This is a genomic window from Streptomyces sp. NPDC050743 (assembly GCF_044456925.1).
Classification (GTDB): domain Bacteria; phylum Actinomycetota; class Actinomycetes; order Streptomycetales; family Streptomycetaceae; genus Streptomyces.
In genome coordinates this window covers 150,131-163,625 of sequence record NZ_JBITGJ010000006.1, presented here as the reverse complement: position 1 = coordinate 163,625, position 13,495 = coordinate 150,131, and the positions used below count along the sequence as shown (strand labels likewise).

Genomic DNA, 13,495 nt, shown 5'->3' with positions numbered 1-13,495 from the left:
AGTTCCCGCTCGGTGCCGGGCCCTTCGCCTGTCCCTCAGCCCAGGTACGGCTCGAAGTCCCAGTACGGCCTTGTTCGTTGCCGGGCGGAGAGAGTGTGGGGGTGTTGTGCGCCCAGCGTGCGGGTGAGCCCCAGCAGCCCGTCCTCCTCCAGCTTTCCGGCCTCCTCGTGCTCGCGTGCGGCCCGCAGATCGGCGGCGAGCGCGATCACGCAGGAGAGGGTCAGCGGATGCTCGTCGCCGAGCGTGTGCCGGGCCCGCCTCAGGGTGTCGCGGCTCAGCTCCACGGCGTCGGCGATACGGCCGTTGAAGTTGCGGGCGCTGGCCGCGTTGAGGGCGCAGCCGAGGACCCACGGGTGGTCGGGCCCGAGGGTGGCGGTGAGGCCCGCGAAGGACGCCTCGAACATCGACATGGCCTCGGCCCGCTCGCCCGACACCTGCATCACCAGGCCTGTGTTGGCGAGCATGCCGGTGGCCACGGGGTGGGCGGGTCCGAGGAGCACCCGGTAGCCGGCCTCGGCCTCTGCGATCAGTTCCCGGGCCCGGCTCAGATCCCCGTGTTCCCTTAGGTAGTTGCCGTAGCTGGTGAGGAACGCCAGCGTCCGGTAGTGCTCCCGGCCGTGCAGCTGTACCAGCTGGTCCAGGAGGGCGGCCATCGAGGGCCCGACGTCCTGGGTGAACCCGCCCTCACGGCGCCGGCCCATGGCCAGTTGGGCGCGCGCCTCCAGGGTCTGCGGGTGCTGCGGGCCAAGCACCTGGACATGCAGCCGGACCACGGGTTCCTGGCGGGCCACGGCGTCCCGGTAACGGCCCAGCAGGCGCAGGCTGTTGGTGACGGCGTTGCCCGAGTTGAGGGTGTTGATGTGCCGGGCGCGCAGGACGTTCTCCCGGCGGGCCAGCGTCTCGAGGTCGAGTTCGTACGCCTCCGCGTACCGGCCGAGCAGTCTGAGGCCGACGCCCAGGTTGTGCCGGGCCGCCAGCGTGGTGACCTCGTCGGAGCCGAGGAGATGTGTGGTGCCTTCGAGCACCTCCTTCTGGAGGGAGTGCGCCTCGCCGTACCGCCCGAGGTGCCGCAGGCCGTTGGCCATGGCGCTCTTGGTCGTCAGCTCCGCGAGTTCGTTGCGCCGGGGAGCGCTCTGGAGGCGCTCCAGAACGCGCCGGTCCAGTTCATAGGCGTCGCGGAACCGGCCGCTGGCCCGCAGGATGTAGCTCTCCTGGTTGGCGAGGTCGAGCATGGGCTGGGCCAGCGGGTCCATGGTGCGCGACCAGTGTTCGCGGATCTGCTGGGCGAGCTTGAGACCACCGCTGTACTCGCCGCTGCGGAAGCAGTACCGCAGACAGTTCAGCACGGTTTCCTGCACCCGGGGCTGATCACTGCCGAGGGCGCCGGAGAGTTCCAGGTGGGGCAGCAGCTCGGCGTAGCGGGGCCAGTTCCTCGAGTCCACCGGATTGCCCGGGTCGGCCTCCGCGAGCAGCGTGTGCACGGCCCTGCGGTGCACGGCGCGGCTGTCGTCGCTGATCAGCTTGGAGACGATGTCGTGGACGAGGCGGTGCATGTGGACCGACTCCTGGTGCGGCCCCATGTCGGCGCCGACGGGACCGCGGGTCTCGCGGGTCAGCACCGAGTAGCTGACCAGCGTGTCCAGGGCCCGGGTCCAGGCGGGCAGGTCGGTGGCCATCCAGCGCAGTTCCTCGGGCAGGTCGGCCTGCGGGTAGGCGCGGATCAGGCCGAGTGGGATGCGTCCCGGCGCGAAGGACGTACAGAGGCCGAGGATGTCGATGGCCTGCGGCTGGGCGCGGCGGAGCCGGTTGAGCAGTATCGACCAGGAGGTGATGGAGGACTGCGGGAAGCCGTCCCCGGTGACCGGCTCGTCGACGGTGGAGAGCCTGCGCTCGCGCACCATCCGCAGGTACTCCGGCACCTCCATGCTGGACTCGCCGAGCCAGGAGGCGGCCTGGACGAGGGGCAGGGGAACGTCGCCGAACTCGGCGGCGACCTCGTCCGCCTCGGCCGCCGTGATGTGCGGGGCGCGGCGCATCAGATAGCCGGTGGACTCCGGCCGCAGGAAGGCGGGGACCTCGAGGATGTCGGTGTGCTCGCTCCAGCCGCGGTTGCGGGAGGTGATCAGCACGTGTCCGGAGCCCTGCGGAAGGAGCGCGTTGATGCCCTCGGTGTCGTCCCAGCCGTCGAAGATCAGCAGCCAGTTGGCATGCGGCTCGCCGCGGCGCAGCGCGTCGCGCACGGCACGGATGCGCTCGCCGGGCTCGCTGCCGATCCCGAGCCCCAGTTCCACGGCGAGTTCACCGAACCGGTCGCGCTGGATGGTGCGGTCGTCGGAGTTGACCCACCACACCACGTCGTAGTCGGGGCTGAACCGGTGGGCGTACTCGGCGGCCAGCTGCGTCTTGCCGATGCCGGACATGCCGAGCAGAGTGCAGGCGGCGGCGCCGCGCTCGGCGTCGGCGAGCCGCTGGTGCAGCTCGGCCAGTAGGTCGTCGCGGCCGGTGAAGCGCGGGTTGCGGCGCGGGACCTCGCCCCAGATCTCGCAGCGGGTGTCGGGGTAGCGGACGCGAGCGGTCGGAGGTCTGGGGGTGCGGCGGCGCTCCAGGCCCAGTCGGCCCAGCAGCCGGTCCTCGGCGCCTTCCTCGCCCATTCCCCACAGGCTGGCCGGTTCCAGGACGGCGGTGGCGGGCAGCAGGGGCCGATTGGTGAGATTGACCGCGGTGAAGCGGTCGGCGTGGGCGGCGACGAAGCCGCGCAGGACGTCGTTCCACTCCCCGGCGGGGCGCGGGCCGAGTTCGAAGAACCAGTCGTCCAGGACGAGCAGCACCCGTCCGGAGGACAGCAGCAGGTCACCGAGGGAGTCCTCCAGCGGCACCTCGCGGGGCGGGTCCCAGCGCTGGAGGGTGACCCGGTGGCCGTGGCGCTCCAGGACTTGCGCGATCCAGGCCGCCCATGAGCGGTGATAGCCCGGGAAGACCACGAGGAAGTGCTCGGTCGCCCCCGTATCGCCCCCGCCCGTCCTGCGCTGTTCCGCCATGCGCCAACTCCCTGTTCCACGTCCGCCGCCGTACGTCGTCGGCGGCGCTTCCACCGGTCACCACGCGATGCGACCGATCACGCACACAGTGTTACTCATGCCCCCGGCTCGCCACGCCGAGCCGGGCGTGGGATCTGACCATCTCCCGGACGAACTGTCCACCCGCGAAAGTCAGTTCATCGGATTCAAGGAGAATCGACAAGGCTTGGCCGACGTGTGCGCGGTGCTGGTCGAACTGTTCGGCGGCCCGCCGCCGCCAGGCCCGTCCGGCCGTCGCCCCGCTCCTCGCCCTCCACCACAGGTCGCTCAGCGCCAGATGGGCGTATGCCCCGTGGAGGACGCCCGCCAAGGGCCGTGCATCGGAGCGCCAGCCCACCCGGTGCACGGCGGCTCCACCCGGACGGCACAGCGGAACCAGCTCGTGCAGCGCCGCCAGCTTGGTGTGGTGCACCTCGTGGACCAGAGACTCCGCCAGGTCCGTCCCGCTCGTCGGGAGCTGGGAGAGCACGGCGCCCGGCGCGGTCTGCAGGGTGGCGCTCATGGCGGGGCCGCCACGCCGGGGCGAGGCCAGGGGCACCACCGCCCGCAACACCGTACCGATCTCGGCGACACGCTCGGGATCCGTCGTCCGGAGTATCGCGTGGGCCTCCCGCCACCGCCGGGCCCACGCGCGGTGGGCGGAGCGCGGGCGCTCGGCCGGGGGCAACGCCCCGGGACCGATGCCTCCGGGGGGCACCCGCTGGGGGTGCAGATCATCGAGTACGACGGCCCCGCCCGGAAGCGTGCCGAGGGCCGACCAGCCGCGCTGGGCCGGCCACCGTGGCGCGGCCCACCTCACTGCCGGGGCGTGTAGGGGCACGACGTTCCCGCGGCCGGCGCCGTCCGGGATCCGGACACTGCCGCTACGGCCGTCCAGGTGTGCGCGGCCCGCCGCCGGGTCGAGGACGCCGAGTCCGGGCAGCACGAGGAAGCCCGCGGCAGGCGGGACCGTCACCGTGATCCGCCGGCCCGCGCGGACGGCCGCGGCGGCGGCCAGGCCCCGGAACTGCGCGAGCTGTCCGTGGAGGGCGGGGCCGTCGGGGGCGGCAAGCGTCTCGGCCAGCCAGGCACCGGTCAGCGGGTAGTCGACGACCTCGCGGACCGCTCGGGCGTCGGTGCGCTCGGCCTCTTCCAGCAGTGCCCAGTCCGCCTCGAAGTCCTGGCGGGCCGGACCACCTGCGCGCTCCACCCGGACGGCGAGCGATTTGAGCAGGAGCAGGCGTCGGGCGTGCAGGCCTTCCGTGAGCGCGGCCAGGGCGGCCGGGCGGGGCCGGGTCCCGGCGAGTTCCGCGAGGGCATCGCGCGGCACGGACACCAGCGTCATCCCGGCCGTTCCTCACCCCGTGACAGCTCCGTACGGGTGGCTGGAAACGACCGGCCCGACTGTTCCGGGTCGACGGGGCTGTAGTCCCCGCCGGTGTACCAGACTTCACCACCGCCTCGGGCCGACGCCAGGATCTCGTCGACGAGCGCCGTGAGCCCAGGATCGTCCATGGCGCGCAGAGTGTGCAGGTCCACACCGGTGAAGTCGGGCAGAAACACGGACCGGCCGGCTTCCTCGCCCGGGCCGACCGCCCCCTTCGTCCGCTCCGCCACGCTCGGCTCCTCCCTGCCCACGCCCGCCCCGCACGGCCGTCATGGCTGCCCAGTTCTTCCCGACAGGCCGGAGGCAGAAACCCTGGACGGCTCAACTCCGGTCAGCGTCGGCCGGGTTGCTCCACTCCTGCATCCAGGGCCACCAGGGCGGAGCCATCTGCCGCCACCGCTCCTCCGGCGTCCACTGTGCCTCAAGTGCCGTCAGCCGATCCTCCGCCGTGCGGGTCAGCTCGACGTCGGCCCAGTCGACCTCCCGCAGCGCGCCGACGAGCCGGCTCCACTGCTCCCGGGCCGCCCGGAATGCGCTGCGCGCCGCTCCCGGGCGTCCCATCAGGGCGAGCACCGCCGCGCTGCCGTACCGGGCTCGGGCCTCCGTCAGCGAGCCCGGATCGCCGGCGTGGGCCGCGTGTGCCTCTCGTTCGGCGTTCTCGTACGCCTGAAGCGCCTCCATCAGCACGGGCGCCCCGGCGTGATGCCAGCCCTCCAGCCGTACCCGCCCCAGCTGGAGCCACGCCTCGGCGCGTACGGCCGCGTCGGCCGCCACGCGCACCGCCTGTCCGAGCAGATGCCGGCTCTCGAACAGGTCGGGAAGGAAACCGAGGTGCCGGAACCGCTGGGCGAGCGCGCTGCCGACCAGGCCTTGGAGCCGGCCCCGTTGCCTGGAGCGCACCGGCAGGGCCTGCAGCGCCTCGCGCAGCACGTACTCGGCCCGGTCGACGATGCCGGCGCCGTCCGGTGCCGAGGCCCGCCGGAGCAGCGACTCGCCCCAGGCGGTGAGGAGTTCGCAGCGTGGGGTGCTGTCGGCCGGGGCGAGCAGCACGGCCCGCTCGTAGGCCGCGTCGGCCTCCCGAGCCTCCCCCACCTCGTCGTGGAACGCGGCCCGGGCGGCGAGGCAGGGCAGCAGTAGCGTCGGATCCTCACCGGCCGCCCGCTCGGCCCGCTCCAGCGCCCGGCGCGTCTCTGCGTCGGCGGCCCCCGTGGCCCGCAGCGCCCGCACGAGATCGAGCAGTGCCGGGGCCCGTACGGCGTCGGCGGCCTCTTCGAGGTCCAACAGCACACAGCCTTCCTTCAGTTCGGGCACGGCGGTGCCGGCCTGCCGCAACTTGAGCAGCGTCCAGCCGCGCAACAGCAGCCGGGACCGGTGCACACCGACGGCCCAGGGGACGTCCTCGACGTCGACGGCCCCCTCGCCCGTGCCGTCGGTCCCGTCCTGTCGCAGACGCACCCACGCGCGCGCTGCCTCCGCCAGGCCCGGCCACGGCGCACGGTCCGGGTCGAGTACCTCCAGCGCGGCCGTCAGGAGCTCGTCGTCCCCCGTCAGCTGCCACAACTCCCGGTGCGAGGAGGCGATTTCGAGGGCGGCCTCGGCCTGTTCGCGGCTGTCGGCGGCTGCCGTCCCGTACGCGGCGGCGAGTTCGGTGACGGCCTCGCGGAGCAGTTCCTCGCGGCGGCCCGCGGCGCGTGCGGCCGCCGTGCCGGCCTCGGCGCGCAGCACGCGGCCGAGCAGCAGCCGGGCCCGTGCGGCGGTGACCTGGGCGGCGCCCGAACCGGACACCGCCGTGCGGGCGAGGTCCCGGGCCTGCCGCAGCACGTCCGGGTCGCCGCGGCGCCGCCACTCCTCGAACAGCCTGCCGCCCTCGGTGAGCGGGTCGCGGGCGGGGTGGTCGGGCTGGTAGAAGCGCAGCACACGGGCGGGGACCCGGGCGAACAGCTCGGCCTCGACACTGCCGCCCCCACCCTGCGCGCCGGCCTCCTCGGACAGCGGCCCGGCGCCGCCGTCCGGGTCGTGGTCGGTGAGCCGCGCGGCCGCGAGCGCGGCGAAGTTCCGGGTGCCCCGGCCGAAGTGCCGCTCCACATAGGCCGAGCAGTGCTTGAGGACGAGTCCGGCGGTGTCCTGGTCCAGGGAGGACAGGAGCAGGTCCTGCACCCGGGGCGGGTAGGCGAAGCAGGGCTGCTCGGCGGTGCCCGGGAGCTGGGTGAGCAGTCCGCCGAGCAGCACCTCGGCCAGCTCCATGGGCCCGGTGTCGGGCAGCATGGCCCGCTGCACGAGCTGCATCACGGGCAGGGTGAGCGGGGCCGCGGCGAGGTAGACCGCGAGGCGCAGCGCACCGGGCGAGGCACCGGCGCGGAAGGCCCGCAGCAGGTCGTCCTCGCTCGGCGGGCCGGCGGGCCCGGGCGGCGGGGCCGTGCCGGGGCCGGTGAGCGCGGCCCAGGCGCGCTCGCTGGTGGGGCCGGTGCCCGCGAGCAGCCGGGCGAAGGCGCCGAAGGCGTCCGGGGTGGGCGTGAGGACCGGCACCGGCCGGGCGTCGGCGGCCGGTTCCTCCCAGGGCTCGTCGTCGGGGATGAAGGTCAGGCGTCCGCCGGTCTCGGCGTCGCGCACCAGCAGGCCGGGTTCCGCGGGCAGCGCGGTACGGCCCCACAGGCGCGGCGGCAGCGGCTGGACGACGGCGAGCGGGGCGCCTCGCGGCCACCGGTGCAGCAGCCGCTGGGCGCTGCCGTTCTGCCACAGCGGGCCCACGCAGTCGCTGATGACGAAGGTGACCCGGCGGCCGGTGGGGTCGTGCAGCTCGTCGGCGGGGCGTAACCGGGTGCGCCGGCCAGGACCGGCAGTCGTGCCGACCAGCGGGACGGCGGTGTCCCCGGAGTCGTCGGCGTACAGGTGGTGGACGCGGACCGAGGCGAACGCGCCGGACTGCTGGCAGGCCTGGCGCAGCTCCTCCACCATCCGGCCCCAGACCGCCATCGCGGGGCCGGTGTCCATGAGGAGCTGGACGTCGCAGCGCCGGCGGCGGCCGGGCCGGGTGACGGGGAGCAGGATGCCGCCCGCGGCGGCCCGGTCGGCGGTGGCCTCCTCGTCGATCCGCTCGTCCTCCGCTCGGGCGGAGGCGGCCCGGTAGCGGCCGAGGGCGCGCAGCGCCTGCTCCAGGCCGAGCAGCCCGGGCAGCGCGCCCGCGGCCGGGGCGCGCACGGGGAACGCGGCCGCGGCGCCCTCGGGCCGCGGACGCGCTCGGCCGGAGCTCGGGCCCGGCGTGGGCATGTGCAGCGGGACAGGGGCGGTGGAGTTGTCCGGGCGGGCCGAACGCGGGCCGGTGCCGGGGTCCGGCGGGGCGTGCGGGGCATCCGGCGGTACCGGCGTCGGCGTGCCGTCGCGGAGGGGCCGGCCGGGCTCGGCCGGGGACGGGCCGGGGGCGTCGCGCGCCGGACCGGTGCCGAGCCGCCGGGCCAGCCAGAGCGCGTCCGCCACGTCCTCGGCGGTGAGGTCGAGCCCGCCCTGGCGCAGCTTGCCGATCAGCTCGTCCAGACCCATGCCGGGCATCCGGCCATCACCTCGTACGGTCGAGCGGCTGCATGAGCATCTCGGCGATGCGCTCCCTGGTGAGGCTCTGGGCGCGCGGGTCGTGCCGGGTGAGGAAGAGGGCGTTGAGCAACTGGTCCGCGGCGAGCACCTCGCCCGGCTCGCGCTCCAGGAACCGCCGGATCAGCTCGCCGCCCGCGGCGACGCCCTCCGGACCCAGATGCGCCTCGACCATGGCGGTCAGCTGCTCCTCGCCGGGCGCCTCCAGCTCCAGCTGGATGCAGCGGCGCAGCAGCGGGGCGGGGAAGTCGCGTTCGCCGTTGGAGGTCAGGACGATCACCGGGAAGGCGGTGCAGGCGATGCGTCCGCCGTGCACGGCCACCCGGTCGCCGTCGTGGTCGAGCACCGAGACGACGGGTTCGCGGTCGGCCAGCCGCTCCAGCTCCGGGATCGCGAACTCCCCCTCCTCCAGGGTGTTCAGCAGGTCGTTGGGCAGGTCGAGGTCGCTCTTGTCGAGTTCGTCGATGAGCAGCACGCGCGGCTCGCCGGCGGGCAGCAGCGCGGTGCCGAGCGGGCCGAGCCGGATGTACGACCCGATGCCGGAGGCGCTCGCCGCGTCCTGGCCGCCGCCCCGGGCCCGCTCCAGCTGGACGTCCTGCAGGCGGCCTATCGCGTCGTAGCGGTACAGGCCGTCCTGGAGGGTCGTACGGCTGACGATCGGCCAGCGCAGCACTCTGCCGAGGCCCAGTTCGTGCGCGATCGCGTAGGCCAGGGTGGACTTGCCGGTGCCCGGGTTGCCGGTCACCAGCAGGGGTCGGCGCAGATAGAGGGCCGCGTTGACGGCGTCGACCTCGGCGGGCCGGGGAGCATAGCTCTCCACCAGCCGGCGGCGGACCCCGAGCCGGCGGGCGCTGCTCGGGTCCTCCGCGCCCGCGTGCCCGCTCTCCCGGGACGCCGCGAAGTCACGCCAGGGCGGCGGCGCCGGCAACCGCCGTACACCGTCGTGCGGCTGACCCACTCCGCGGTAGATCCGCCAGTCGTTCACCTTGGGCTCCTCCCGGCTCTGGTGATCATGCAGCGGGTCCCGGTCGTCCGGCCTACGAGGCTACCGCCAGCGGGCCGTGCCTGCCGAGGTTCGGGGCGCCCGGCGTTCACTTCCGGCCGGACGAACACCCTTGCGGACCAAGCGGATTGACGGCGTGTCCGCGGTTTGGCGGCGCGTTCCGCGCGCGGCCCGGTCAGCCGCCGGGCGCGGCCTGCGGCGGCGGCCGCATCGCCTCGGCGCCGAACGGCGGCCGGTCCGGCGGGTCGAAGAGCACGGCGATCTTGCCGCACAGCCCGTCCCCGCGGGCGGTGTCCGCGTCGGTGAGGCGGATGCGCAGGTCGCGCACCGGACCGTGCAGCCCGCTCGCGTGCCGGGCCGCCTTCAGCAGGTCGGCGGCCTGCCGGTGGAAGGCCCCGCACTCCTCGTGGTCGTGCCGGTCCCGGCGCCACAGCACCACCGAGTGCCCGGCCCGCAGCGCGTCATTCATCGCGGCCAGCCCCTCTCCGCCGCCGACCGGCCCGCAGTACACCGGTACGCCCTCGTCGGCCATCCCGGTCAGGGCGCCGTAGTAGGCGAAGCGGCCGCCGGGGCGCGCACCGGGCGGATGCCCGTCGGCCGCCGGCCGCCCGTGCAGCGTCTCGGCCGTGAGCGGCCCCTTGCGCACGCCGTTCCAGCGCCGGCGCCACTCCGGGGAGGGCGCCTGGGCGTTGCGGCGCACGTCCCGGACGAAGACGGTCCGCCGCATCCCGAGCGGCATGGCCCGCTCGTCCACGAACTCGTCCTCGGCGTCCTCGTCGCCCACGGTCCCCTGCTCGCCGGGCGGTTCGGGCAGCAGCTGCCACTCGTCCACCGGCAGGTCGAACAGCCTGCGCGGCAGGAACACCTCGATGGCGGCCAGGTGCTCGCCGTGATCGCCCTGGCTCAGCGCCCGGGCCAGCGGCTCGCGCAGCACCCGCGCCAGCTCGTCGGCGCGCACGCCCCGGTCGTCGGCGGCGACCGGGGTGACGTCCCGACCGTCGTAGATCAGCTGCACGCTCCACGGATACCGGCCGTCGTACATGGGCGCGCCGACCTTGACCAGGACGTCGGTCCGGGCGGCGGGGGGCTGCGGCGGGGGGAGCTCCGATACGAGGGGCTCCTCGCCCTCACGGGTGTCTGATGGGCCCTGGTGGTTGCCGATCGGGCCCTGGGGGTTGTCGATGCCCTCCAGCAGGGCGCGGATGGCCTCGCCGACCGCCCAGTGCCGGTGCCCGGCGGCCTGTCCGGCGATCCAGGAGGTGAAGGCGCCGAGCCGCGCCGGGTCCACCTCGTCCGCGCGCTCCCACGCCGTCTTGCGGGCGACCTTCGCCGCGTACAGCAGGACGGCGTCCAGATCGACCAGCGTGCCCCCGCCGCCCGGCTGCAGGGTGCGCAGCCCGGACAGCAGCCCGGCGCCCTCGCGCCAGGTGCGCGCATTGCGCAGCACCAGCGACAGCAGCCGCTCGCCGCGCACCTGCTCCTTCACGTCCTCCACGAGGTGCACCACCTCGCCCGCGCCGGCCGGCGGCGGCAGATGCGCGAGGTGGCCGTACAGCCGGGTGCGCAGTTCGGCCCCGATCCCGGTGACCGAGGGCGCGTGCCCGGGCAGTTCGGCCTGGAAGGAGGTCCAGTCGGGGTAGGCCGGGAAGGGTGCGGAGGGGGAAGAGTCTTCGAGGCGGCGCAGGTGATGCAGGTCGTGCGCGCGCAGCACCTCCCGTACCGTGCGGCCCCCGTCCCTCAGGTCGAGCAGTTCGGACAGCGCGGTGACCGGAACGGCGACGCCGTCCTCCGTCCGCCGCCCCTTGATCACGCCGATGACCGAGCCGTGCCGCAGGTCGAGCACCGGGCCGCCGGACAGCCCGCCGACCGGCAGGCTCCCGGTGAGCAGCAGGGCACGCGCGTCGGCGCCGGCGATCTCCCCGTCGCCGTGCCGGATGCCCAGCTCGCCGGTCTGCACGGACCAGCCATAGAGGCCGACCGGGGTGCGGGGGCCGGCCTCCCGGTCGGCCAGCCACAGACAGGGCACGTCGTCGGCGCCGCTGACCCGGACGAGCGCGAGGTCGGGGAACGACCAGCGGTCACGCACCGCCTGCGCGGCCTCCAGGCCGGGGGCGAGGAGCCGGGCGGTGCCGGTGCCGGTGCGCTCCGCCCAGCCGTCGGCGCGGGTGCGCTCCAGCCAGGTCACGCTCATGGCGCTCTCCCCTCGGCACACCGCGGCTCCCCCCTTCCCCACGACATGGGCGCAGGTCAACAGCCAGCCCGGGGCTATGAAGAAGCCCGATCCCCAGTACGGGTCACGGTCCGTTGCATACCCGTCACCCGGTGCGCCGATGCGCGCGAGGGAGGGGCGCACCATCTCGGCGAAGGCGCTCATACGGCGCCGGAGGCCGGGGACCGCGGCGGTACGACCGTGCCGCCGGGCTGTGCGGGATCCGCGCCGTCGGCCGCGGTGGCCGGTTCGGTCCAGGTCAGGGACACGGTCAGGGACGACTTGCCGCCGCCCTCCGCGATAGCGCTCACGATCTTGCCCGCCTGCGCCGTCAGTTCGATGCCGAAGCTGACGGAGACCTCGACGGGGGCCGGTGTGTCCAGACCGGCGCGCAGGGAGCGCACGACTCCGCCGACCGTGCCGGCGAGTCCGCCGGCCATGTCGATGACGCGGTCCCCGAATGAGGTGTCCCGGTACTCCCCGCCGTAGCCCCCCTCGTCCCCGTCCCCGATCCTGGCCCAGACGACGGTCCCGTCGTCCAGCCGTATCCGCTCGACTCCGCCAGCCATGACGCCCCCGTTCGCCGATGGGAGAAGAAGGCTAACTCCCGGGAAAGGGGAGGGGGAGAGGCAACGAACGATACGGCTGGTGATCGCCCCTGCTCCCGCGCCACGGGCTGCACGGGGCTACTCTTCGTCCTCGTCGTCGAGCCGGGCGAGCCAGGTGGCCAGCCGCTCTACGGGCACCTCGAAGTCGGGGTTGAGATCGACGAACGTGCGCAACTGCTCGGCGAGCCACTCAAAGGTGACCTCTTCCTCGCCGCGCCGCTTCTCCAACTCCTCGATACCGCGGTCGGTGAAGTACATGGGGTGCGTCTCCTGCGTGAACATCCATGCCGGTGGTGGCTACAGAGACAGCGTATGCAACGTTTCGGGGTGGGCGGCGCGGGGTTCGCGCGGGGGCCGGGCCGTCGCCGCCGGGTGCGGGCCGGTGGTGGGCCGGTCGCCCGGTTCCCCACGCCCCTTCGGGGCCTCCCCGGCGCCGCAGCTGCGGGCAGAGTCGCACCCGCTCAGCTGCGGGCAGCCGTGCCACTGGGGCGGTGCCCACCCGCCGAGTGGCTGCGGGCCGCCCGTGGCCGGTCGCCACAGCCCCCCCGCGCCCTTCGGGGTGCTCCTTACCGCCGCCCCTGCGGAGCTGCCGGCGAGCGTGCCGCTGGGGCCGGCACGGGTGGGCGCAGCGGTACCCCGGCGGCGCGGGCGGGTGAAGCGCCCCGTTGGCTGGCGGCGGCACCGGGTGCCTCGCAAACCCCGCCCAGCCTCAGCTCAGGGCACCACGGAAGCCGGCTCAGCGGCAGCGCACCCGCAGCGCACCCCGGCGCACGTGGTCACCCGCGCCCGCGCACGCCTTCGTACGCCATCCCCAGCGCCCCGTGCGCCAGCAGCAGCACCCCCGCCGCCACCCACCCCGCACTCCGCCGCCAGATCCCCCATACGGTGACCGGCACCCCCACCCCCACCTGCGCCATCCCGAGCCACCGAGCCCGCGGATCCCCCGACCCCGGCACCCACACGCCAAGCCCTCCGCCACCCCCGCCCGTCTCGGCCGGCCCGGACTCCGCCCGCACCGCCTCCCGCCACCCGGCCCCCTCGACCCACCGCACCCCGCCCGGCACCCCCGCCGCGGCCTCCAGCAGCCGTTCGGCGCTCTCCCCCGGCACGAGCCCCTCCGGCAACGCGACACCCGCGCGCGTGAGGACCGCGATCAGGCCCCGCATCCGTGCCTGCCCGTCCGCGTCGGAGTCCAGCGCCGTCAGCCCGTCCAGGGCCTGCACGTCCAGCACGGGATCCAGTCCCAGCCGAGCCGCGAAGGTGTGCATCGCCTCGGCCTCGCCCGCCGGCGTGCCGTTGGCCAGCCAGACGTAGGCGACGGGGCGGCGGAAGCCGGACGCGAGGGTGTAACCGACACGGTCGGCGTCCCACCACAGGGCGAGCACGGGCCAGGAGGACCCGACGGCGAGCGCGGCGGCCCAGCCGGTGAGCACCCGGTCGACCGGTTCACCCCCCGTACCGCCTCCCCGCCACGGACTCCCCTCCGGCACCAGTACGGTCCACCGCTCACCCGCGTGTGTGATCGCCATCCGCTCGCGTAGCAGCGGGGCGAGAAGCGCGACGGACTCCGGCTCGGCCCGGCACAGCAGCAGGGCCCCGGGGGCGGAGGCGGCCCGGTATCCGCCCTGGAACGCGTCCGTCGGCATG

The 13,495-nt window shown here is 74.9% G+C and carries 9 protein-coding genes; all 9 read right to left on the bottom strand.

The window, feature by feature from the left end; all coding sequences use genetic code 11:
- Window positions 1-35 precede the first annotated feature (35 nt).
- Window positions 36-3,038: an FxSxx-COOH system tetratricopeptide repeat protein gene (gene fxsT, locus ACIBJF_RS09790; protein WP_399173161.1), complete on the bottom strand. Its 3,003-nt coding sequence runs from the start codon at window positions 3,036-3,038 to the stop codon at window positions 36-38.
- 91 nt (window positions 3,039-3,129) lie between these two features.
- Window positions 3,130-4,401 (bottom strand): aKG-HExxH-type peptide beta-hydroxylase, encoded by a 1,272-nt coding sequence (locus tag ACIBJF_RS09785; protein WP_399173160.1) that lies wholly within the window; start codon window positions 4,399-4,401, stop codon window positions 3,130-3,132.
- Window positions 4,398-4,673, bottom strand: coding sequence for a hypothetical protein (locus ACIBJF_RS09780; protein ID WP_399173159.1), 276 nt, complete (start codon window positions 4,671-4,673; stop codon window positions 4,398-4,400). Before ACIBJF_RS09780 ends, ACIBJF_RS09785 begins: the two co-directional genes overlap by 4 nt.
- A gap of 91 nt (window positions 4,674-4,764) precedes the next feature.
- On the bottom strand, window positions 4,765-7,989 hold the full coding sequence (locus ACIBJF_RS09775) for an SAV_2336 N-terminal domain-related protein (RefSeq protein WP_399173158.1): 3,225 nt from the start codon (window positions 7,987-7,989) through the stop codon (window positions 4,765-4,767).
- Between the two features lie 7 nt (window positions 7,990-7,996).
- Window positions 7,997-9,013, bottom strand: coding sequence for an AAA family ATPase (locus ACIBJF_RS09770; RefSeq protein ID WP_399173157.1), 1,017 nt, complete (start codon window positions 9,011-9,013; stop codon window positions 7,997-7,999).
- 193 nt (window positions 9,014-9,206) lie between these two features.
- Entirely contained in the window at window positions 9,207-11,387 is a 2,181-nt protein-coding gene (locus tag ACIBJF_RS09765) for a trypsin-like peptidase domain-containing protein (protein WP_399173243.1), read from the bottom strand.
- A 14-nt stretch (window positions 11,388-11,401) separates the two neighbouring features.
- Window positions 11,402-11,809 carry a CU044_2847 family protein gene (locus ACIBJF_RS09760; protein WP_399173156.1) on the bottom strand — a complete coding sequence of 136 codons (408 nt, stop codon included), beginning with the start codon at window positions 11,807-11,809 and terminating at the stop codon, window positions 11,402-11,404.
- A gap of 117 nt (window positions 11,810-11,926) precedes the next feature.
- Entirely contained in the window at window positions 11,927-12,106 is a 180-nt protein-coding gene (locus ACIBJF_RS09755) for a DUF6104 family protein (protein WP_023586593.1), read from the bottom strand.
- Window positions 12,107-12,624: 518 nt separating this feature from the next.
- Window positions 12,625-13,494 carry a hypothetical protein gene (locus ACIBJF_RS09750; RefSeq protein WP_399173155.1) on the bottom strand — a complete coding sequence of 290 codons (870 nt, stop codon included), beginning with the start codon at window positions 13,492-13,494 and terminating at the stop codon, window positions 12,625-12,627.
- Between the last annotated feature and the right edge of the window lies 1 nt (window position 13,495).

Excerpts from the sequence above, each read along its gene's own strand:
- ACIBJF_RS09750 (WP_399173155.1), bottom strand. The coding sequence starts at position 13,494 with ATGCCGACGGACGCGTTCCAGGGCGGATACCGGGCCGCCTCCGCCCCC.
- ACIBJF_RS09760 (WP_399173156.1), bottom strand. The coding sequence starts at position 11,809 with ATGGCTGGCGGAGTCGAGCGGATACGGCTGGACGACGGGACCGTCGTC.
- fxsT (WP_399173161.1), bottom strand. The coding sequence starts at position 3,038 with ATGGCGGAACAGCGCAGGACGGGCGGGGGCGATACGGGGGCGACCGAG.
- ACIBJF_RS09785 (WP_399173160.1), bottom strand. The coding sequence starts at position 4,401 with ATGACGCTGGTGTCCGTGCCGCGCGATGCCCTCGCGGAACTCGCCGGG.
- ACIBJF_RS09765 (WP_399173243.1), bottom strand. The coding sequence starts at position 11,387 with ATGGTGCGCCCCTCCCTCGCGCGCATCGGCGCACCGGGTGACGGGTAT.
- ACIBJF_RS09755 (WP_023586593.1), bottom strand. The coding sequence starts at position 12,106 with ATGTACTTCACCGACCGCGGTATCGAGGAGTTGGAGAAGCGGCGCGGC.
- ACIBJF_RS09775 (WP_399173158.1), bottom strand. The coding sequence starts at position 7,989 with ATGCCCGGCATGGGTCTGGACGAGCTGATCGGCAAGCTGCGCCAGGGC.